The sequence below is a fragment of the Enterobacter sp. CPE_E890 genome (genome assembly GCF_046521475.1).
Lineage (GTDB): Bacteria > Pseudomonadota > Gammaproteobacteria > Enterobacterales > Enterobacteriaceae > Enterobacter > Enterobacter adelaidei.
Genome location: NZ_JBKFZW010000002.1, coordinates 12,888 through 33,069, shown reverse-complemented (window position 1 = coordinate 33,069; position 20,182 = coordinate 12,888). Strand labels below are relative to the sequence as shown.

11 protein-coding genes and 5 pseudogenes are annotated in these 20,182 nt (G+C 55.1%); 12 read left to right on the top strand and 4 right to left on the bottom strand.

From position 1 onward, the window contains the following. Positions 1-60 precede the first annotated feature (60 nt). The 5 genes and pseudogenes from ACLHV9_RS24695 to ACLHV9_RS24675 form a co-directional block, all read left to right on the top strand. Positions 61-666: pseudogene (locus ACLHV9_RS24695) on the top strand (IS110-like element IS5075 family transposase); the annotation flags it as partial. 280 nt (positions 667-946) lie between these two features. Further along, positions 947-1,915 carry a magnesium and cobalt transport protein CorA gene (locus ACLHV9_RS24690; protein ID WP_032640602.1) on the top strand — a complete coding sequence of 323 codons (969 nt, stop codon included), beginning with the start codon at positions 947-949 and terminating at the stop codon, positions 1,913-1,915. A gap of 91 nt (positions 1,916-2,006) precedes the next feature. Further along, entirely contained in the window at positions 2,007-2,579 is a 573-nt protein-coding gene (locus ACLHV9_RS24685) for a hypothetical protein (RefSeq protein ID WP_004099040.1), read from the top strand. Between the two features lie 87 nt (positions 2,580-2,666). Next, on the top strand, positions 2,667-3,116 hold the full coding sequence (locus ACLHV9_RS24680; RefSeq protein ID WP_004099042.1) for a hypothetical protein: 450 nt from the start codon (positions 2,667-2,669) through the stop codon (positions 3,114-3,116). Between the two features lie 106 nt (positions 3,117-3,222). Next, complete coding sequence (locus tag ACLHV9_RS24675; RefSeq protein ID WP_004099044.1) at positions 3,223-3,624, top strand: RidA family protein; 402 nt, start codon at positions 3,223-3,225, stop codon at positions 3,622-3,624. A 30-nt stretch (positions 3,625-3,654) separates the two neighbouring features. On the opposite strand, the gene ACLHV9_RS24670 is transcribed toward ACLHV9_RS24675, so the two are convergent. Then, the gene (locus ACLHV9_RS24670) at positions 3,655-4,482 is read right to left on the bottom strand and encodes an MFS transporter (protein ID WP_004099046.1); all 828 of its coding nucleotides are present in this window, start codon (positions 4,480-4,482) and stop codon (positions 3,655-3,657) included. 36 nt (positions 4,483-4,518) lie between these two features. Continuing rightward, a pseudogene (locus ACLHV9_RS24665) lies at positions 4,519-4,848 on the bottom strand (Tn3 family transposase); the annotation flags it as partial. A 63-nt stretch (positions 4,849-4,911) separates the two neighbouring features. Between ACLHV9_RS24665 and ACLHV9_RS24660 the strand changes: the two are divergent. Then, on the top strand, positions 4,912-5,616 hold the full coding sequence (locus ACLHV9_RS24660; RefSeq protein ID WP_001067855.1) for an IS6-like element IS26 family transposase: 705 nt from the start codon (positions 4,912-4,914) through the stop codon (positions 5,614-5,616). Positions 5,617-6,075: 459 nt separating this feature from the next. Then, positions 6,076-7,283 (top strand): IS3 family transposase gene (locus ACLHV9_RS24655; RefSeq protein ID WP_114139429.1). Its coding sequence is split into 2 segments (ribosomal slippage): positions 6,076-6,397 and positions 6,397-7,283, totalling 1,209 coding nucleotides; the frame shifts between segments, so codons are not numbered across the junction. Between the two features lie 122 nt (positions 7,284-7,405). Here the strand turns inward: ACLHV9_RS24655 and ACLHV9_RS24650 are convergent. Beyond that, positions 7,406-8,526, bottom strand: a protein-coding gene (locus ACLHV9_RS24650; RefSeq protein WP_087451024.1) for an IS3-like element ISSen4 family transposase whose coding sequence is annotated in 2 segments (ribosomal slippage) — positions 7,406-8,268 and positions 8,268-8,526 — 1,122 coding nt in all. Because the reading frame shifts where the segments join, the coding sequence is not laid out codon by codon here. Between the two features lie 891 nt (positions 8,527-9,417). After that, a pseudogene (locus tag ACLHV9_RS24645) lies at positions 9,418-10,377 on the bottom strand (IS5 family transposase); the annotation flags it as partial. Between the two features lie 372 nt (positions 10,378-10,749). Between ACLHV9_RS24645 and glgB the strand changes: the two are divergent. From glgB to pgm, 5 genes and pseudogenes are all read left to right on the top strand, one after another. Then, positions 10,750-12,943, top strand: a pseudogene (gene glgB / locus ACLHV9_RS24640) (1,4-alpha-glucan branching enzyme). A 128-nt stretch (positions 12,944-13,071) separates the two neighbouring features. After that, positions 13,072-14,355: a glucose-1-phosphate adenylyltransferase gene (gene glgC, locus ACLHV9_RS24635; RefSeq protein WP_004099051.1), complete on the top strand. Its 1,284-nt coding sequence runs from the start codon at positions 13,072-13,074 to the stop codon at positions 14,353-14,355. A gap of 88 nt (positions 14,356-14,443) precedes the next feature. Then, complete coding sequence (glgA, locus tag ACLHV9_RS24630) at positions 14,444-15,877, top strand: glycogen synthase GlgA (protein ID WP_407221218.1); 1,434 nt, start codon at positions 14,444-14,446, stop codon at positions 15,875-15,877. An 18-nt stretch (positions 15,878-15,895) separates the two neighbouring features. Further along, positions 15,896-18,339, top strand: a pseudogene (gene glgP, locus ACLHV9_RS24625) (glycogen phosphorylase). Between the two features lie 113 nt (positions 18,340-18,452). Further along, positions 18,453-20,096, top strand: coding sequence for a phosphoglucomutase (alpha-D-glucose-1,6-bisphosphate-dependent) (pgm, locus tag ACLHV9_RS24620; protein WP_004197675.1), 1,644 nt, complete (start codon positions 18,453-18,455; stop codon positions 20,094-20,096). Positions 20,097-20,182 lie beyond the last annotated feature (86 nt).

The window sequence follows — 20,182 nt, the reverse complement described above, 5'->3', positions numbered from 1 at the left end:
AGCTCCATCAGCAAAAGGGGATGATAAGTTTATCACCACCGACTATTTGCAACAGTGCCGGTGAAAACAACTAATCAGATGCATGCTTTTCTGCTGGAATTTGGTATCAGCGTTCCGCGAGGTGCTGCCGTTATTAGTCGACTGAGTACCCTTCTTGAGGACAGTAGTTTGCCTCTTTATCTCAGCCAGTTACTGCTGAAATTACAACAGCATTATCACTATCTTGTTGAGCAGATTAAAGATCTGGAATCTCAGTTGAAACGAAAGTTGGACGAAGATGAGGTTGGACAGCGCTTGCTGAGTATTCCCTGCGTTGGAACGCTGACTGCCAGTACTATTTCAACTGAGATTGGCGACGGGAAGCAGTACGCCAGCAGCCGTGACTTTGCGGCGGCAACAGGGCTGGTACCCCGACAGTACAGCACGGGAGGTCGGACGACATTGTTAGGGATTAGCAAGCGGGGCAACAAAAAGATCCGAACTTTGTTGGTTCAGTGTGCCAGGGTATTCATACAAAAACTGGAACACCAGTCTGGCAAGTTGGCCGACTGGGTCAGGGAGTTGTTGTGTCGGAAAAGCAACTTTGTCGTCACCTGTGCTCTGGCAAACAAGCTGGCCAGAATAGCCTGGGCACTGACGGCGCGACAGCAAACTTACGAAGCATAAAGGCAGAAATACACCAGTTTAAACAATCATTCATCTGGTTTTGCGAATACTGATATTGATGATACTAACGGCCCACCGGCCTGTTGAGGAACCTGTAAAACGGAAAGGCTCATTGAAGCCGTATATTTTCTGGAGGTTCATCAGGCGCGGAACTCATCGAGGCGCGGGAATAAAATCCCATTCAGACGCCGGATAGATTCAAGCAAGCCAACTTGTCGTCAAAATCGGTGTTGCAAAAACGGGAGTGACCATAGATTCCGTTTTCTGAGACGACCCCTGCATGACCATTATCGCCGCATATTATTACAACGAAGGTAAGCGAGTCCGTGAAATCAGGCTCGATGAGCACGTCGAACTAAACGAGAATCGCTCGGGCTTCTGCTGGATCGCGCTTAGCGAGCCCACCGCAGACGAACTCAGCGCGATCCAGACGACGTATAACCTCCATCCTTTGGCGATCGACAACGCCATGCACCCGCTGTGCCCGCCCAAGCTCGAGGTCTACAACGATGAGTTGTACGTCGTCGCCCAGACCGCCGAGCTGGTCGGCGACCGGATCAGCTACGGCAAGATGGCGATCTTCACCGGTCACAATCACCTTATCACCGTGCGGCACGGCAATGCCGGAGCGCTGGGCAAACTTCGGGAGCAACTCGAGGCATCGCCGACGCAGTTCGGCAAGGGTGTCGACTATGTGCTGCACGCGATCTTGCACCGAGTGGTCGACCAGTATCTGCCCATCTTCGAAATGATCGAGGACGACGTCCTGGCGATGGAGCGACGGTCGCTGCACGATTTCCTCGAGCCAGAAGAGGTGGCGCGAATCTTCGAACTAAGGTCCGAACTCACGCGGTTCCAGCGCACGCTCGGGGCTATGGCCGAGCTGGTGCGAAAGCTCGTTCGCGGCCACTTTCCCTGCATCAGCGCCGAAATGACACCATATTTCCACGACGTCGCGGACCATGTCCACCGCGTGCAGTCCATGGTCGACGGCCTCCTGCTTGTCCTGTCCACGGTCTTCGAGGCCAGCAGCCTTCTGGAAGCGCAAAGGATCGGTGTGGTCACTCGCCAGCTCGCGGCCTGGGCGGCGATCTTGGCGGTCCCGACGGCGATCGCCGGAATATATGGCATGAACTTCAAGCACATGCCGGAACTGGACACGCCATATGGCTACTTCGTCGTGCTCGGAGTGATAGCGGTGTTCTGCCTTCTCCTATTCATGCGCTTCAAGAAGGCCAAGTGGCTATGAGTAACGCACTTCGCGAGCTTCTCCGTCCGCCGAGTCACAGCGCGCTTTGTGCGCGAGCGTGTCCAATCCAGTTCAAGATGAAGGTGCTTCCATGACCTCCCAGGTGACCGACGTTCTAGAAGCAGTCCAGTCATTCATCGCCAAAGGCTATGACCGCGAATACCGCGTCAAGGACGGCAATCTCGTCGATCTCGAACTAGGGTCAACCCTCGATGCATGCAGCATTCGCGTCGATGCGGCGTTGCGCCTCGAGAGCGGGGACGACGGCGAAGATGCCTCCAACATCTACGCGATCACCGATCCGGCGACAGAGCATAAAGGCCTGTTGATCGACGCCTTCGACGTGTTCCACGAAATCTGCCCCCGCGACTTGTCCGAGCGCCTTGTGGCGCATCGGGAAACAGCACCGGCAGGTGACCAGGACGCGCCGAGCAAGCACGGACTACGGAAAGTCTACAAGAGCGAGTTTCACAGCGATCCCGAGCGTTACGTTCTGCGCGAGGGCTTTCCAGACTTCCCGCCATGCCCTTTCGGCCAATCCTTCAGCATCCTCGGCTTCGATACCGCCGAGCAGGAATATGTCTGGCTCGTCACGAGCATCATTCGAGATCCTCGGCTGATCAGGGTTCCATACCAGGGCGAAGACGTCATCAGCGACGAATAGCGGTGTCGCTTAGCCGGAAAGGCTGGCCTTCCTGGCCCACACATCTGCAGGCTGAACTTTAAGAACATCGAAAATTAGGAGGTGATTATGGACTGGAACAAGGACCACATACGAGAAACTATGCTCTTGCTGGAGACAGCAGCGTTGCACAGCGCTCGCGAAAACTACCTGGACTATGTCTCTACCGCTCGGCTCGATCGGAGCGAACCGATCGAAAACGACGAACTAGCTCAGGCCGAGGTCGCGAGCGACTTCGCTGAAGCGCTCGATGACACGCTCCATGACTACGCCAATAAACTCGAAAAGCTCAGGACGATCGATTTCGGCCCCAAGTTGGCCGTCAACGAAGGCGCTGTCGTCAAGCTGTCCGGCCGCCACTTTGTGATCGCGGTGTCAACGAGCAAGTTTACCTGTCAGGGGCGTGAGCTCATGGGCATTTCCACGATGGCGCCGATCTTCGAAGCGATCGAGGGTGCCCGAGCCGGGGAGACCGTGCAGTTCAACGGCCGGGACCTCACCGTAGAAGACGTGGAATAAAGCCCTCCACCGCAGCCGGCGCGCTAGTGCCGAACGCCCTGCATCTCTTTCTGCATGCATACGGTCACTTGCAGCCGCGTTGACCTGGCTCATCAAAGGCAAACTCATGACAACACCTTCATTCTTCATCACCCCCGGATACGGGACGCGCCTGCATGACGCGCTTCATTATTCTCAGGCAATGCGCATTGGTGACCGCGTGGAGATCTCCGGACAGGGCGGATGGAACGACGATCTCGTCATTCCGGAGTCGATTGAGGAAGAGATCGAGCAGGCGTTCAAGAACGTGGAACGGACGCTCGCGACCGCCGGAGCACGCTGGCCGCATGTGGTCCACGTCAATTCCTATCACGTCGGTGGATTCCCTCCCGTGATCAACGAAACAATGGCCAAGCTGTATCGCCACTACATGCCCGACCGCGCTCCAATCTGGACGCAGTTGGGAATCGAAGCGCTGGGGCTTCCAACCATGCGTATCGAAATTCGCGTAACAGCTATCATCGCCTGACCCCGCGGTTCGTGCAGGCGCCGTGCCGCGCTAATCCCGCACGCCCTGCGCCCGCTTCTCCATGCATATCATCGTATCGAGAGATCCGGTTATCATCGGCGTGCTCGGAGAACGGGGGGCCGCCTTGGCCTGGTTGGCGCGCCTCGGCTGCCTGCGGGCGATGGCCAGCACTGCCAGGAGCGTGAGCAACGCCGCCGCATAAAGGAACAGGCCGCCAGGGCCGACGATATTCATTGCAGCTGCTCCTATTAGGGGGCCAGCGGCTGTCCCGATCCCGTTGAGCAACAGAAGCCCGCGCGCGGTGCCGAGTAGCCGACCGGCCGGAAGATCGTCGTTTGCGACGGCGAGACACAACGAATAAATCGGGATGCCAAAGCCGCCGAACAGCGCACCTGCCGCAAGGAGCAGCGGCAGAGGCGCTTCCACCGCCAACGCTACGCCGATGGCAGACGCTGCGGACGCCAGCGCCGCACCGGCGATGACAAGATTCCGGGGCACTCGATCCGAAAGCCAACCGAGTGGCCAATGGAAGGCGAGCGTTCCACCAAGAACCGCAGCCATGAAGGCGGAGATACCGCCCACATCGAGGCCGATGCTCTGGGCGAAGTTCGCGCCCATGCCCCAGAAACCACCGATAGCCAGGCCGGCCAGGAAAGCGCCAGCCGCAGCGAGAGGTGATACGAGGACGAGGTCCCTGAACGCGACCCATTCCTGTTCCACCTGGGCCGGCGGATGACTGGGCAGCAAGGTGATCGGAACCACCGCCGCTGATATCAGCAGCGACACGATGAGGAACAATGTCACGTCGGCGGGCGGTGCGATGTTGAGTAACGCCTGCCCGATTGCCCATGAGCCCATAGAGGGGTCGGTTCCGGCTGAGGGCGAAATGACACCCTAAGCTTTCGGTTCCTTGGGCCAAAGATATTCGCCAGTCAGTAGAATGTGCGCCCAGCCCAATGGGGATATGTGGGGAAGAAATTCAGGGGGAACATCCAACCCTTCGTTCCGCCGCTCCGTGACGGCATGACCAAGATGGACGGTATTCCAGTAAATGATCACCGCAGTCAATAAATTGAGCCCAGCGATTCGGTAGTGCTGCCCCTCTGTCGTGCGATCGCGAATTTCCCCCTGCCTCCCGATACGGAGCGCATTTTTGAGCGCATGGTGGGCCTCTCCCTTGTTAAGACCGATCTGAGCACGCCGCTGCATGTCCGTATCCAGGATGGCACTGTTGCAAATAGTCGGTGGTGATAAACTTATCATCCCCTTTTGCTGATGGAGCTGCACATGAACCCATTCAAAGGCCGGCATTTTCAGCGTGACATCATTCTGTGGGCCGTACGCTGGTACTGCAAATACGGCATCAGTTACCGTGAGCTGCAGGAGATGCTGGCTGAACGCGGAGTGAATGTCGATCACTCCACGATTTACCGCTGGGTTCAGCGTTATGCGCCTGAAATGGAAAAACGGCTGCGCTGGTACTGGCGTAACCCTTCCGATCTTTGCCCGTGGCACATGGATGAAACCTACGTGAAGGTCAATGGCCGCTGGGCGTATCTGTACCGGGCCGTCGACAGCCGGGGCCGCACTGTCGATTTTTATCTCTCCTCCCGTCGTAACAGCAAAGCTGCATACCGGTTTCTGGGTAAAATCCTCAACAACGTGAAGAAGTGGCAGATCCCGCGATTCATCAACACGGATAAAGCGCCCGCCTATGGTCGCGCGCTTGCTCTGCTCAAACGCGAAGGCCGGTGCCCGTCTGACGTTGAACACCGACAGATTAAGTACCGGAACAACGTGATTGAATGCGATCATGGCAAACTGAAACGGATAATCGGCGCCACGCTGGGATTTAAATCCATGAAGACGGCTTACGCCACCATCAAAGGTATTGAGGTGATGCGTGCACTACGCAAAGGCCAGGCCTCAGCATTTTATTATGGTGATCCCCTGGGCGAAATGCGCCTGGTAAGCAGAGTTTTTGAAATGTAAGGCCTTTGAATAAGACAAAAGGCTGCCTCATCGCTAACTTTGCAACAGTGCCTTTTGCCTTTCTGTAGTGCAATAATGATTCTAGGAAACTGCGATCCTTGAGCTTTATGTAGGGTTATTGCATAACCCAACTCCATGCAATCGAGCACGGATTGTGTGACCTCAACTTTATCCCCCGTATCCAGCGTTACTACACCATAACTTTCACCTGATGAGTCAATGCTGGTAAGCGTACCAAGAGAGCCGTTTTGAATGCCTTTATCATAGTGGTTTTGCGTAAATAGAATCGCATCATTCAATCTGAGGTTTTGAAAGAATCTCTCACCGTGCATTTCAAACTCAAGCCTTCTACCGCTTGGGTTAACAGCTGATGTAGCCCCCTGAAACACCGGACAGTAGCTGTATCTCCAGATAAGAGATAGGCTTGAATATATGTCTAACACTAACGCCAATTTTGAGATGACCGGGATCCTGTTAGGGCAAGAAGTCCGTAAACGTAAAACTCCTCAGGAGAAGATCGCCATTATCCAGCAGACGATGGAGCCGGGTATGAATGTCTCCCATGTCGCCCGCCTGCATGGTATCCAGCCCAGCCTGCTGTTTAAGTGGAAGAAGCAATATCAGGAAGGCAGCCTCACCGCCGTTGCGGCTGGAGAGGACGTCGTTCCTGCTTCTGAGCTTACTGCTGCTCTGAAGCAGGTCCGGGAGCTTCAGCGCCTTCTGGGCAAGAAGACGATGGAAGTTGAGATCCTGAAAGAAGCCGTGGAGTACGGTCAGTCGCGAAAATGGATAGCGCACGCGCCCTTGTTGCCAAAGGACGGGGAATAGCCATGGTCAGCCGGACCATGGGCGTGTCGCGTGCGCAACTGTCACTGCGGATTAACCGTTCTGCCGACTGGCAGGACAGGCGCTGTAACCGGCGTAATGAAGAAGCAGACGCAGAAATACTGTCGGCTATCCTCAACATTATCAGCGATATGCCGAGTTATGGTTATCGACGCGTGTGGGGCATCCTGCGCAAGCAACGTCGCACAGAGGGACAGCCACCTGTGAATGCCAAACGGCTTTACAGGATAATGAGCGAGCATAACCTGTTGTTGTTGCATCACAAACCAGAGCGACCGAAGCGTGAACATAAGGGCAAGATAGCGGTGGCAGAAAGCGATATGCGCTGGTGTTCAGATGGCTTCGAGTTCGGCTGCGACAACGGCGAAAAACTGCGGGTAACGTTCGCGCTGGACTGCTGCGACCGTGAGGCCATAGACTGGGCAGCAAGCACGGGAGGCTATGACAGTTCGACCGTGCAGGATGTGATGCTGAGGTCGGTGGAAAAGCGCTTCGGCGACAGGTTGCCCGACACAGCGGTGCAGTGGCTGACGGATAACGGTTCAGCGTATACCGCGTATGAAACGCGGAGGTTCGCGAGAGAGCTGAATCTGGAGCCCTGCACAACAGCGGTGAGCAGCCCGCAGAGTAATGGCATGGCCGAACGGTTCGTGAAAACGATGAAAGAAGACTATATCGCGTTCATGCCAAAACCGGATGTGAGAACAGCACTGCGAAACCTTGCAGTAGCGTTCACGCATTACAATGAAAACCACCCGCACAGCGCGCTGGGATATCACTCCCCGAGGGAATACCGGCGGCAGCGGACATCGTTAACTTAAGATACAAAAGCTGTTCGGAGATGGAGGGTCAAGATCACGCTTGGGTTAACAGCCTCTTGGGTCAGTTTATTAATTTCAGCAACGAGTGCCTTGTGACCTGCCCCCACGATTAGATACAACACTCAGTTAGTAACGTCGGAATCTTCATTCTCAGAATGACCCTTTCTCCAGCCCGCTGCAAATTCAGACGGTGTCTGATAATTCAGCGTGGAGTGCGGGCGGCATTCGTTATAATCCTGCCGCCAGTCATTAATAATTTTCCTGGCATGAACGATATCGCTGAACCAGTGCTCATTCAAACATTCATCGCGAAATCGTCCGTTAAAGCTCTCAATAAATCCGTTCTGCGTTGGCTTGCCCGGCTGGATTAAGCGCAACTCAACACCATGCTCAAAGGCCCATTGATCCAGTGCACGGCAAGTGAACTCCGGCCCCTGGTCAGTTCTTATCGTCGCCGGATAGCCTCGAAACAGTGCAATGCTGTCCAGAATACGCGTGACCTGAACGCCTGAAATCCCAAAGGCAACAGTGACCGTCAGGCATTCCTTTGTGAAATCATCGACGCAGGTAAGACACTTGATCCTGCGACCGGTGGAAAGTGCGTCCATGACGAAATCCATCGACCAGGTCAGATTGGGCGCCGCCGGACGGAGCAGCGGCAGACGTTCTGTTGCCAGCCCTTTACGACGTCTTCTGCGTTTTACGCCCAGGCCACTGAGGTGATAAAGCCGGTACACGCGCTTATGATTAACATGAAGCCCTTCACGGCGCAGCAACTGCCAAATACGACGGTAGCCAAAACGCCTGCGCTCCAGTGCCAGCTCAGTGATGCGCCCTGATAAATGCGCATCAGCAGCCGGACGGTGAGCCTCATAGCGGCAGGTCGACAGGGATAAACCTGTAAGCCTGCAGGCACGACGTTGCGACAGACCGGTCGCATCACACATCAACATCACGGCTTCCCGCTTCTGGTCTGTCGTCAGTACTTTCGCCCAAGAGCCACCTGAAGCGCCTCTTTATCCAGCATGGCTTCGGCAAGCAGCTTCTTGAGTCTGGCGTTCTCTTCCTCAAGCGACTTCAGGCGCTTAACTTCAGGCACCTCCATACCGCCATACTTCTTACGCCAGGTGTAAAACGTGGCATCGGAAATGGCATGCTTGCGGCAGAGTTCACGGGCGGGTACCCCAGCTTCGGCTTCGCGGAGAATACTGATGATCTGTTCGTCGGAAAAACGCTTCTTCATGGGGATGTCCTCATGTGGCTTATGAAGACATTACTAACATCGGGGTGTACTAATCAACGGGGAGCAGGTCAAAGGTTCATTCCTTTATACACGTTAAACATACAATACACTATAATTCTAAAGAGTTTATTGTCAAATAAAAAGGCAGATTTCTCTGCCTTAATACACAATATACATAGTTCAAGGTACTATATATAACCGAAGGAGTATATAGTAAAAACAGTGTCTATTCGCGTGTGAGTGAGTGACAGGGCTTTACATATAACGTCAGCGGCTTTCATTTCAAACGTACATACTGTGTATAATGGTATGTACGTTTTTTATTTGCGCCGAGTCCTTCGGCGGTAACCATTCATCCATGAATTTTTGTTCAGTGTTTAATTGCACCTTGTGAGTGCGACTTGTTCCAACAAGTCGGGAGAGATAGGAGTTACGTCATTGGTTTAGCAGGACGGGGATAGTTATTTGCGGCAAGTACAGAGTTGTCGCCGCATCCATGCGGCTTTGACAGTTCAGTTGTTCACTCATTGATTCACCTTCTTGATTAATTGCACTTAATTTACCACCACATTGCAACCGCTCCTTACCACGTGTTGCAAATTAATCGCACCACAACTTTCACGGAAAGTACCACTTCGTCGGATCTCGGCTTTGTGCCAAAAACGGACATTGACTTTGGCTGTTACTGAATTGCAGGTTTTAGTTAATCCACGAATAAATCTCCCAAACACCTGCACTATCCATCAACAGTATAAGCTGATTTAACGTTTAGTATTTCTTATTAAGTTTTTAACCACGGTCTTGCGGGCGCGAAACCGCTAGAGCGGCTTTGTTGAATAAATCAGATTTCGGGTAAGTCTCCCCGTAGCGGGTTGTGTTTTCAGGCAATAGCACGCTTTCAGGCATACCTGCTTTCGTCATTTTGTTCAGCGCTCGTACCAGGGCCATAGCCTCCGCAACCTGACCATCGTAGTCACGCAGCGTCAGTGAACCCCCGAACAGCTGTTTTACCCGGTACATCGCCGTTTCCGCTATCGAGCGACGGTTGTAATCTGTTGTCCATTTCCACCGCGCATTACTCCCGGTCATTCGCTGATTAGCCACTGCACGGTTACGGTCTGCATATTCACCGGGCCAGTAACCCGCACCTTTTCGGGGTGGGATAAGCGCGCTGATTTTCTTACGCCGCAGTTCATCGTGACAGAGCCGGGTGTCGTAAGCGCCGTCTGCCGATGCTGCCCTGATTTTTCTGTGAGTCTGCCGGATAAGACCCGGGAAGGCTTCTGAGTCCGTCACATTGTTCAGCGACAGGTCAGCGCAGATGATTTCATGTGTTTTACTGTCAACGGCGAGATGCAGCTTACGCCAGATACGGCGGCGTTCCTGGCCAGCATGCTTTTTGACTTTCCACTCGCCTTCACCGAAGACCTTCAGCCCGGTGGAATCAATTACCAGGTGTGCGATTTCACCCCGGGTGGGCGTTTTGAAACTGACATTAACCGACTTTGCCCGCCTGCTGACACAGCTGTAATCCGGGCAGCGTAGCGGAACGTTCATCAGAGAAAAAATGGAATCAATAAAGCCCTGCGCAGCGCGCAGGGTCAGCCTGAATACGCGTTTAATGACCAGCACAGTCGTGATGGCAAGGTCAGAATAGCGCTGAGGTCTGCCTCGTGAAGAAGGTGTTGCTGACTCATACCAGGCCTGAATAGCTTCATCATCCAGCCAGAAAGTTATGGAGCCACGGTTGATGAGGGCTTTATTGTAGGTGGGCCAGTTGGTGATTTTGAACTTTTGCTTTGCCACGGAACGGTCTGCGTTGTCGGGAAGATACGTGATCTGATCCTTCAACTCAGCAAAAGTTCGATTTATTCAACAAAGCCTTTTTTTATATACGATCTGACGAATTCAGCAGAAGGAAACTCATCATTCGTGACGAAATAAAAATTAGTTTCCCCATTAATATAGAAATGAGTGTTTACTCACAGAAAGAAAATCAGGAGTAATTATTCTGAAGACAGATAATACAGAAGTCGTACAGCGCATTTAACTCACTTCTCAGGAGGTTAATCACTCTCTATTTGTGGACAACCGACATGTCTTAAGGCTCTGGAATAACGTGTTGATATTTCGATGCGTAGCATGCAGCGGAATATTACCGGATCAATAAAGCAGGAAGAGGCGTTTTAATTCTTTCCGCAGGATGATAGTAGGGTGACTGCCATGTCTGATTATAATGAAAAAAGTGCGATCTCCGCACTTCTCGCAGGTCATTGTTCCGATCCATTTTCCGTGCTTGGCATGCACTCAACCGATGCGGGTCTGGAAGTGCGCGCATTATTACCCGATGCCACCGATGTATGGGTGATTGAACCGAAAACCGGGCGCAAAGTCGGTAAACTCGAATGCCTCGACACACGCGGGTTCTTTAGCGGCGTTCTGCCGCGCCGGAAAAATCCTTTTCGTTACCAGCTGGCCGTCACCTGGCACGGTCAGCAAAACCTGATTGACGACCCCTATCGCTTTGGCCCGCTGCTGCAGGAGCTTGATGCCTGGCTGCTCGCTGAAGGGACTCATCTGCGGCCCTACGAGACGCTGGGAGCCCATGCCGACACCATGGACGGCGTCACCGGGACGCGTTTTTCCGTCTGGGCGCCGAACGCCCGTCGTGTGTCGGTGGTCGGACAGTTCAACTACTGGGACGGCCGCCGCCACCCGATGCGTCTGCGCAAAGAGTCCGGCATCTGGGAGCTGTTTGTCCCCGGCGCGCATAACGGCCAGCTGTATAAGTTCGAGCTGATTGACGCCCACGGCCACCTGCGGGTGAAATCCGACCCGTATGCCTTTGAGGCACAGATGCGCCCGGAAAGCGCGTCGCTTATCTGCGGCATGCCGGAAAAGGTCGAACAGCCACAGTCCCGTCAGCAGGCCAACCAGTTTGATGCACCGATTTCGATTTATGAAGTGCACCTTGGCTCGTGGCGCCGCCACGCCGATAACCATTTCTGGCTCAGCTACCGCGAGCTGGCGGACCAGCTGGTGCCTTACGCGAAGTGGATGGGCTTCACCCATCTGGAGCTGCTGCCGGTAAACGAACATCCGTTCGACGGCAGCTGGGGCTATCAGCCCACCGGGCTGTACGCGCCGACCCGCCGTTTTGGTACCCGTGAAGACTTCCGCTACTTCCTGAATGCTGCCCATGCCGCGGGTCTGAACGTGATCCTCGACTGGGTGCCGGGCCACTTCCCGTCGGATGACTTTGCGCTGGCATCGTTCGACGGCACCGCGTTGTATGAACACAGCGACCCGCGAGAAGGTTATCACCAGGACTGGAATACGCTGATCTACAACTACGGTCGCCGTGAAGTCAGCAACTTTCTGGTCGGGAACGCGCTGTACTGGATTGAACGCTTCGGGATCGACGCCCTGCGCGTGGATGCGGTTGCGTCAATGATCTACCGCGACTACAGCCGCAAAGAGGGGGAGTGGGTGCCCAATGAGTACGGCGGCCGGGAAAACCTCGAAGCGATTGAATTTCTGCGCAATACCAACCGTGTGCTCGGTGAGCAGACGCCGGGAGCGGTCACGATGGCGGAGGAGTCCACCGACTTCGCCGGGGTTACACGACCGTCTTCGACGGGCGGTCTTGGCTTCTGGTTCAAATGGAACCTCGGCTGGATGCATGACACCCTCGACTATATGCAGCTCGATCCCATCTATCGTCGTTATCATCACGACAAGATGACCTTCGGGATGCTCTACACAACTACACCGAAAACTTCGTGTTGCCGCTGTCACACGATGAAGTGGTTCACGGCAAAAATCGATTCTTGACCGGATGCCTGGCGATGCCTGGCAGAAGTTCGCCAACCTGCGCGCCTACTACGGCTGGCTGTTTGCCTTCCCCGGTAAAAAGCTGCTGTTTATGGGCAACGAGTTTGCCCAGGGGCGGGAGTGGAACCACGACGCCAGCCTCGACTGGCATCTGCTGGAAGGGGGCGACAACTGGCATCACGGGGTGCAGCGTCTGGTGCGCGATCTGAACCATACCTATCGCCACCATAAGGCACTGCACGAACTGGATTTTGACCCCTACGGCTTTGAATGGCTTGTTGTGGATGACCATGAACGGTCGGTGTTTATCTTTGTCCGTCGCGATAAAGCCGGGAACGAGATAATCGTGGCGAGCAACTTCACGCCAGTACCGCGTCACGGCTATCGCTTCGGGATTAACCAGCCGGGGCGCTGGCGTGAAGAGCTGAACACCGACTCGATGCACTACCACGGGAGCAACACCGGCAACGGCGGCTGCGTGGCAAGCGAGGCGATCGCCAGCCACGGTCGGGAGCATTCGCTGTCGGTGACTCTGCCGCCGCTGGCGACAATCTGGCTGGTACGGGAATCTGCAGGGCAATAAAACGCGCAGCTGATTTATTGCAGCTGACTTATTACCGGAGGTGATCACTTCTGAATTATTTTGCAGAAGAGTGAGGCTTTTCTTCATTATTTTCTTTTATGGCTTTTATTTAATAGCAGGACATTATTATGAGTAAACTTGAATATACTGACAACTTAATGCTGTCGCGCCAGTTACCGCTTAAATCCGTGGCCCTGATCCTCGCCGGCGGACGTGGCACACGATTAAAAGACCTGACCACTATTCGCGCAAAACCTGCGGTGCATTTCGGCGGTAAATTCAGAATTATTGATTTTGCTTTATCGAATTGTATTAACTCCGGAATAAGACGTATCGGGGTCATTACACAATATCAGTCCCATTCACTGGTGCAGCATATTCAACGCGGCTGGGCATTCTTTAACGAAGAAATGAATGAGTTCGTGGATTTATTACCGGCGCAGCAGCGGGTGCATGGTGAGAACTGGTATCGGGGGACGGCGGATGCCGTGACCCAGAATCTGGATATTATCCGCCGCTATGATGCGGAATATGTCGTTATTCTGGCCGGGGACCATATCTATAAACAAGATTATTCGCGGATGCTGCTCGATCACGTTGAAAAAGGGGCGCGCTGTACCGTGGCCTGCCTGCCGGTCCCGGTTGAAGAGGCAAGCGCTTTTGGCGTCATGGCCGTGGATGAGAATGACAAAATCATTGAATTTGTTGAAAAACCGGCTAATCCGCCCACCATTCCTGGCGATGAAACCCGCTCGCTTGCCAGTATGGGCATTTATGTGTTTGATGCGGAATATCTCTACCAGCTGCTGGAAGACGACGATCGGGATGAACACTCCACCCATGATTTTGGCAAAGATATTATTCCCAGGATAACGGCGGCAGGTGAAGCGTATGCGCATCCGTTCCCGCGCTCCTGCGTTCAGTCGGATAATAATGCCGAGCCATACTGGCGCGATGTCGGAACCCTGGAGGCGTACTGGAAAGCGAATCTGGATTTAGCCTCAGTAGTGCCAGAGCTGGACGTTTATGACCGTAACTGGCCTATCCGTACCTATGTCGAATCGCTGCCCAGCGCCAAATTTGTTCAGGACCGTTCCGGCAGTCATGGCATGACCATGAATTCTCTGGTCTCCGGCGGCTGTATTATTTCTGGCTCGGTGGTGGTGCAGTCGGTTCTATTTTCCAGAGTTCGGATTAACTCGTTCTGTAATATTGATTCGTCGGTTTTATTACCGGGCGTCTGGGTCGGTCGCTCCTGCAGGATAAGACGCTGCGTGATCGACCGGGGATGCGTTATTCCGGAGGGGACGGTGATTGGCGAAAATGCCGTTGAGGATGCGCGACGCTTTTATCGTTCGGAAGAAGGCATCGTTCTGGTTACCAAAGAAATGCTGGACAAACTTGAGGTATGAGCCCATTTGCGGAAAAAGCGTGTCCGGCGGCAGAGAAAATATTGCCCTGTCGCGGGTCGTCTCTGTGGCTGAATAATAAGGAGCATACATGCAAGTTTTACATGTAGGAGCAGAGATGTTCCCGCTGTTAAAAACGGGCGGACTGGCCGACGTCACCGGCGCGCTCCCGGCGGCGCAAATTGCCGAGGGGCTGGATACCCGCGTGCTGCTGCCTGGGTTTCCGGCGATCCGCAACGGGATTCAGGATCCGCAGGTGGTGGCCAGCAGGGAGACATTCGCCGGGCGGATGACGCTGCTGTTTGGCCATTTTAACGGTGTGGGCATCTATCTGATTGATGCCCCGCATCTCTATGACCGGACGGGTAATCCTTATCATAACCAGCAGATGCAGGATTATCCTGATAACGTCCTGCGTTTCGCGTTGCTGAGCTGGGTCGGGGCCGAGCTTGCCGGTGGTCTTGACCCGTTCTGGCGTCCTGAAATCGTCCACGCCCATGACTGGCACGCGGGTCTCACCCCGGCTTATCTGGCCACCCGCGGCAACCCGGCCAAATCGGTGTTTACGGTGCACAACATTGCCTATCAGGGGTTGTTTCAGGCCCGGCATATGGCGGAGATCGCGTTACCGTGGTCGTTCTTCCAGATGCACGGGGTGGAGTTTAATGGGCAAATCTCCTTCCTTAAGGCGGGTCTCTATTTCGCTGACCATATCACCACCGTCAGCCCGACATATGCCCGTGAAATTACCGAACCACAGTACGCGTTTGGTCTGGAAGAGCTGCTGCGGCAACGTCAGCGGGAAGGGCGACTGTCGGGGATCCTGAACGGGGTTGACAAAAATATCTGGGATCCGCGCCGCGATCCGCTGCTGGCAGCGCCTTACGACCAGAATTCACTGGCGGAGAAAGCGAAGAACAAGCAGCAGCTGCAGACGTCGCTGGGGCTGAAGGCGGACGATCGGGCGCTGCTGTTCACCGTTGTGAGCCGGCTGACCAGCCAGAAGGGGCTGGATCTTCTGTTTGGCGCGCTGCCGGGAATTATATCTAAGGGAGGGCAGCTGGCGCTGCTGGGATCCGGGGACCCGGATTTGCAGGCCCGTTTTCTGACCGCCGAGGCGCAATACCCCGGGCAGGTGAGTATCCGGATCGGCTACGACGAGGCGCTGTCGCATCAGATGATTGGCGGCGCCGACGTCATCCTGGTGCCCAGCCGTTTTGAACCCTGCGGTCTGACCCAGCTTTATGGTCTGCGCTACGGCACATTACCGCTGGTTCGCCGTACCGGCGGACTGGCGGATACCGTCGCCGACTGTTCGCTCGAAAACCTTGTTGACGGGCTCGCGACCGGATTTGTGTTTACCGACAGCGAGACGGAATCGTTATTACATGCTATCCACCGGGCCAGTGTCCTGTGGTCGCGTCCCTCGCTGTGGCGTTACGTGCAGCGGCAGGCGATGAGCATGGATTTTAGCTGGCAAAGTGCCGCAAAGTCTTTCCACCTGTTGTATCAGCGTATTATTTAATTGCTACGGATAAGAAAAATGGAACCACGCATAAGTTATATTTCACCCAGGCTGAATGAAGAAGCGCTGCAGCATGCTATCGCTTATAACCTCATGTTTATTCTCGGTAAAGACCCTTCACTTGCCAATAAGCATGAATGGCTCAATGCTACGCTGTTCGCCGTGCGCGATCGGCTGGTTGAGCGCTGGTTGCGGGCGCATCGGGCGCGGATCTCGCAGCAGGCGCGCCAGGTATATTATCTGTCGATGGAGTTTCTCATCGGCCGTACCCTCTCGAATGCCTTACTGTCGCTGGGCATCTATGAGGATGTGAAAACAGCGCTGGCCGGGATGGGTCTGGATCTGGAAGAGCTGATTGACGAAGAGAATGACCCGGGCCTGGGCAACGGCGGTCTCGGTCGTCTGGCAGCCTGTTTTCTCGACTCCCTGGCCACGCTGGGGCTGCCAGGACGCGGTTACGGCATCCGCTACGACTACGGCATGTTCAAGCAAAACATCATCGACGGCCGGCAGATGGAGTCACCGGACTACTGGCTGGAGTACGGTAACCCCTGGGAATTCGAGCGCCATAAAACCCGCTATACCGTGCGCTTTGGCGGGCGCATTCAGCATGAGGGGAAAAACTCGCGCTGGCTGGAAACCGAAGAGATCATCGCGGTGGCCTACGATCAGATTATCCCGGGTTATGAAACCGATGCCACCAACACCCTGCGCTTGTGGAGCGCCCAGGCCAGCAGCGAGATTAACCTCGGTAAATTTAATCAGGGAGATTACTTCGCGGCGGTAGAAGATAAAAACCATTCCGAAAACGTCTCCCGGGTACTGTATCCGGACGACTCGACCTACTCCGGGCGCGAGCTGCGCCTGCGTCAGGAATATTTCCTCGTTTCGGCGACGGTGCAGGATATTCTTTTTCGCCATTACCAGTTGTATCAAACCTATGACAACCTGGCAGATAAAATTGCTATCCACCTCAACGACACCCATCCGGTGCTGTCGATCCCGGAGCTGATGCGTCTGCTGATTGACGAACACCGCTTCAGCTGGGATGACGCTTTCGGGGTGACCTGTCAGGTCTTCTCCTACACCAACCATACCCTGATGAGCGAGGCGCTGGAGACCTGGCCGGTCGAGATGCTGGGGAAAATCCTGCCGCGCCATTTGCAGATTATTTTCGAGATTAATGACTATTTTCTGAAAACCATGCAGGAGCACTATCCCGATGATATTGCGTTGCTGAGCCGGACCTCGATTATCGATGAATCCAACGACCGTCGCGTACGGATGGCCTGGCTGGCGGTGGTGGTCAGTTACAAGGTGAACGGCGTGTCGGAACTGCACTCCCGGCTGATGGTGGAGTCGCTGTTTGCCGATTTCGCCAGAATCTTTCCGCGCCGCTTCACCAACGTGACTAACGGCGTCACGCCGCGCCGCTGGCTGCCGCTAACCCGTCCCTTGCTGCGGTTCTGGACCGCCATATCGGCCAGACCTGGCGAACGGATTTAAGCCAGCTGAGCGAAATGGGGGAATATCAGGATTATCCGCTGGTTAACCAGGCCGTCAGCGCCGCCAAACTGGCGAATAAACAGCGTCTGGCCGATTATATCGCCCGTCAGCTGGGCGTGGTGGTGAACCCGAACGCGCTGTTTGATGTGCAAATTAAACGGATCCACGAATATAAACGCCAGCTGATGAATGTGCTGCATGTGATCACCCGCTACAACCGTATCAAGGCGGACCCGCAGGCCGAATGGGTGCCGCGAGTGGTGATTTTCGCCGGCAAAGCCGCGTCCGCTTACCACACGGCAAAACAGATCATCCATCTGATAAACGACGTCGCCAAAGTCATCAACAGCGATCCGCAGATTGGCGACAGACTAAAGGTGGTGTTCATTCCCAACTACAGCGTCAGTCTGGCGCAGATGATCATTCCGGCCGCGGACCTTTCTGAGCAGATTTCGCTGGCAGGGACTGAAGCCTCCGGGACCAGTAATATGAAGTTCGCCCTCAACGGTGCGCTGACCATTGGCACGCTGGACGGCGCCAACGTTGAGATGTTGGAGCACGTGGGTGAGGACAATATCTTTATCTTCGGTAATACCGCTGCAGAGGTCGAGGCGCTGCGCAGCAACGGTTATCAGCCGCGTGATTACTACGACCAGGATCAAGAGCTGCGCCAGGCGCTGACCCAGATGGGGACCGGGGTGTTCAGCCCACAGGAGCCGGGCCGCTATCGCGGTCTGCTGGATTCGCTGATCAACTTTGGCGACCACTATCAGGTGCTGGCCGATTACCGCAGCTATGTTGACTGTCAGGACAAGGTGGATGCGCTCTACCGAACCCCGGAAGAGTGGACCGCCAAAGCGATGCTCAACATAACCCACATGGGCTATTTTTCATCGGACCGTACGGTGCGGGAGTATGCGCAAAAGATCTGGTATATCGACAAAACGCAACTCTGAGCGCGTACTGACAACCAGGAAACGCCGGGGCGGGTGGCAGGAGACCGGCCCCGTCGATGAGCGACCCGGCAGCAACACATAAATAAGCCTGACGGATATGACAGGAGAGAAAAATGACGGACAGTAAACGCGCAGGGGAGCCTGCACAACAGAGTGATTTGATTAACGTCGCTCAGCTGACCGCGCAGTACTACGTACTGAGGCCGGAAGCGGGCAACGCGGAGCATGCGGTGAAGTTTGGTACCTCTGGCCATCGTGGCAGTGCAGGGCGCCATAACTTCAATGAGCAGCATATTCTGGCGATCGCGCAGGCGATTGCGGAAGACCGCGCCAGGAACGGGATTACCGGTCCCTGCTACGTGGGTAAAGATACCCACGCGCTCTCCGAACCGGCCTTTATTTCCGTACTGGAAGTGCTGGCGGCCAACGGCGTTGATGTTATCGTGCAGGAACACAACGGTTTCACCCCGACGCCGGCCATTTCCAATGCCATCCTGGTGCACAACAAAAAAGGTGGTCCGCTGGCAGACGGCATCGTGATCACGCCGTCTCATAACCCGCCGGAAGATGGCGGTATTAAGTACAACCCGCCGAACGGCGGCCCGGCGGATACCAACGTCACCAAAGTGGTAGAGAATCGCGCTAACGAACTGCTGGCCTCGGGTCTGCAGGGCGTCAGGCGCATCTCCCTCGATGCGGCACTGGCATCCGGTCATGTTAAAAAGCAGGATCTGGTACAGCCGTTTATCGAAGGGCTGGCGGATATCGTCGACATGGCGGCAATTCAGAAAGCCGGCCTCAAGCTCGGGATCGATCCGCTGGGCGGGTCCGGTATCGAATACTGGAAACGTATTGCCGGGCACTACAAGCTCGACCTGACTATCGTCAACGATCACGTCGATCAAACCTTCCGCTTTATGCATCTGGATAAAGACGGCGCCATTCGCATGGACTGCTCATCTGAGTGCGCAATGGCGGGCCTGCTGGCGCTGCGCGATAAGTTTGACCTGGCTTTTGCTAACGATCCAGATTATGACCGTCACGGCATCGTCACGCCGGCAGGGCTGATGAACCCGAACCACTATCTGGCGGTGGCGATTAACTACCTGTTCCAGCATCGCCCGCAGTGGGGCCAGGATGTGGCGGTGGGCAAGACGCTGGTCTCTTCCGCGATGATCGACCGTGTGGTGAACGACCTCGGCCGCAGGCTGGTTGAAGTGCCGGTGGGCTTTAAATGGTTTGTTGACGGCCTGTTCGACGGCAGCTTCGGCTTCGGCGGAGAAGAGAGCGCGGGCGCCTCGTTCCTGCGTTTTGACGGAACGCCGTGGTCGACCGACAAAGACGGGATCATCATGTGCCTGCTGGCGGCGGAAATCACCGCCGTCACCGGTAAAAACCCGCAGGAGCACTACGACGAACTGGCCGCCCGCTTCGGCGCGCCGAGCTATAACCGGCTGCAGGCTTCGGCCACTTCCGCACAGAAAGCGGTGCTGTCGAAGCTGTCGCCGGAAATGGTCAGGGCCAGTCAGCTGGCGGGTGACCCGATCACTGCGCGTCTGACCGCCGCGCCGGGCAACGGCGCATCGATTGGTGGCCTGAAAGTGATGACCGACAACGGCTGGTTCGCCGCCCGACCGTCAGGTACGGAAGACGCTTACAAGATCTACTGCGAGAGCTTCCTCGGGGAAGCACATCGCAAGCAGATCGAGAAAGAAGCGGTGGAAATCGTGAATAGCGTGCTAGCGGCGCACCAGTAGAGCAGTTGACGTACTCCGCTGAGCCGGAGTACGTCATAGTTACCCGGCGACACCAATACAGGCACCACTTTGTCAGAACATAAGGA

Coding starts and splice junctions, on each gene's coding strand:
- ACLHV9_RS24675 (WP_004099044.1), top strand. CDS start 3,223: ATGACAACACCTTCATTCTTCATCACCCCCGGATACGGGACGCGCCTG.
- ACLHV9_RS24680 (WP_004099042.1), top strand. CDS start 2,667: ATGGACTGGAACAAGGACCACATACGAGAAACTATGCTCTTGCTGGAG.
- glgC (WP_004099051.1), top strand. CDS start 13,072: ATGAGTAAACTTGAATATACTGACAACTTAATGCTGTCGCGCCAGTTA.
- ACLHV9_RS24670 (WP_004099046.1), bottom strand. CDS start 4,482: ATGGGCTCATGGGCAATCGGGCAGGCGTTACTCAACATCGCACCGCCC.
- ACLHV9_RS24660 (WP_001067855.1), top strand. CDS start 4,912: ATGAACCCATTCAAAGGCCGGCATTTTCAGCGTGACATCATTCTGTGG.
- pgm (WP_004197675.1), top strand. CDS start 18,453: ATGACGGACAGTAAACGCGCAGGGGAGCCTGCACAACAGAGTGATTTG.
- ACLHV9_RS24685 (WP_004099040.1), top strand. CDS start 2,007: ATGACCTCCCAGGTGACCGACGTTCTAGAAGCAGTCCAGTCATTCATC.
- ACLHV9_RS24690 (WP_032640602.1), top strand. CDS start 947: ATGACCATTATCGCCGCATATTATTACAACGAAGGTAAGCGAGTCCGT.
- glgA (WP_407221218.1), top strand. CDS start 14,444: ATGCAAGTTTTACATGTAGGAGCAGAGATGTTCCCGCTGTTAAAAACG.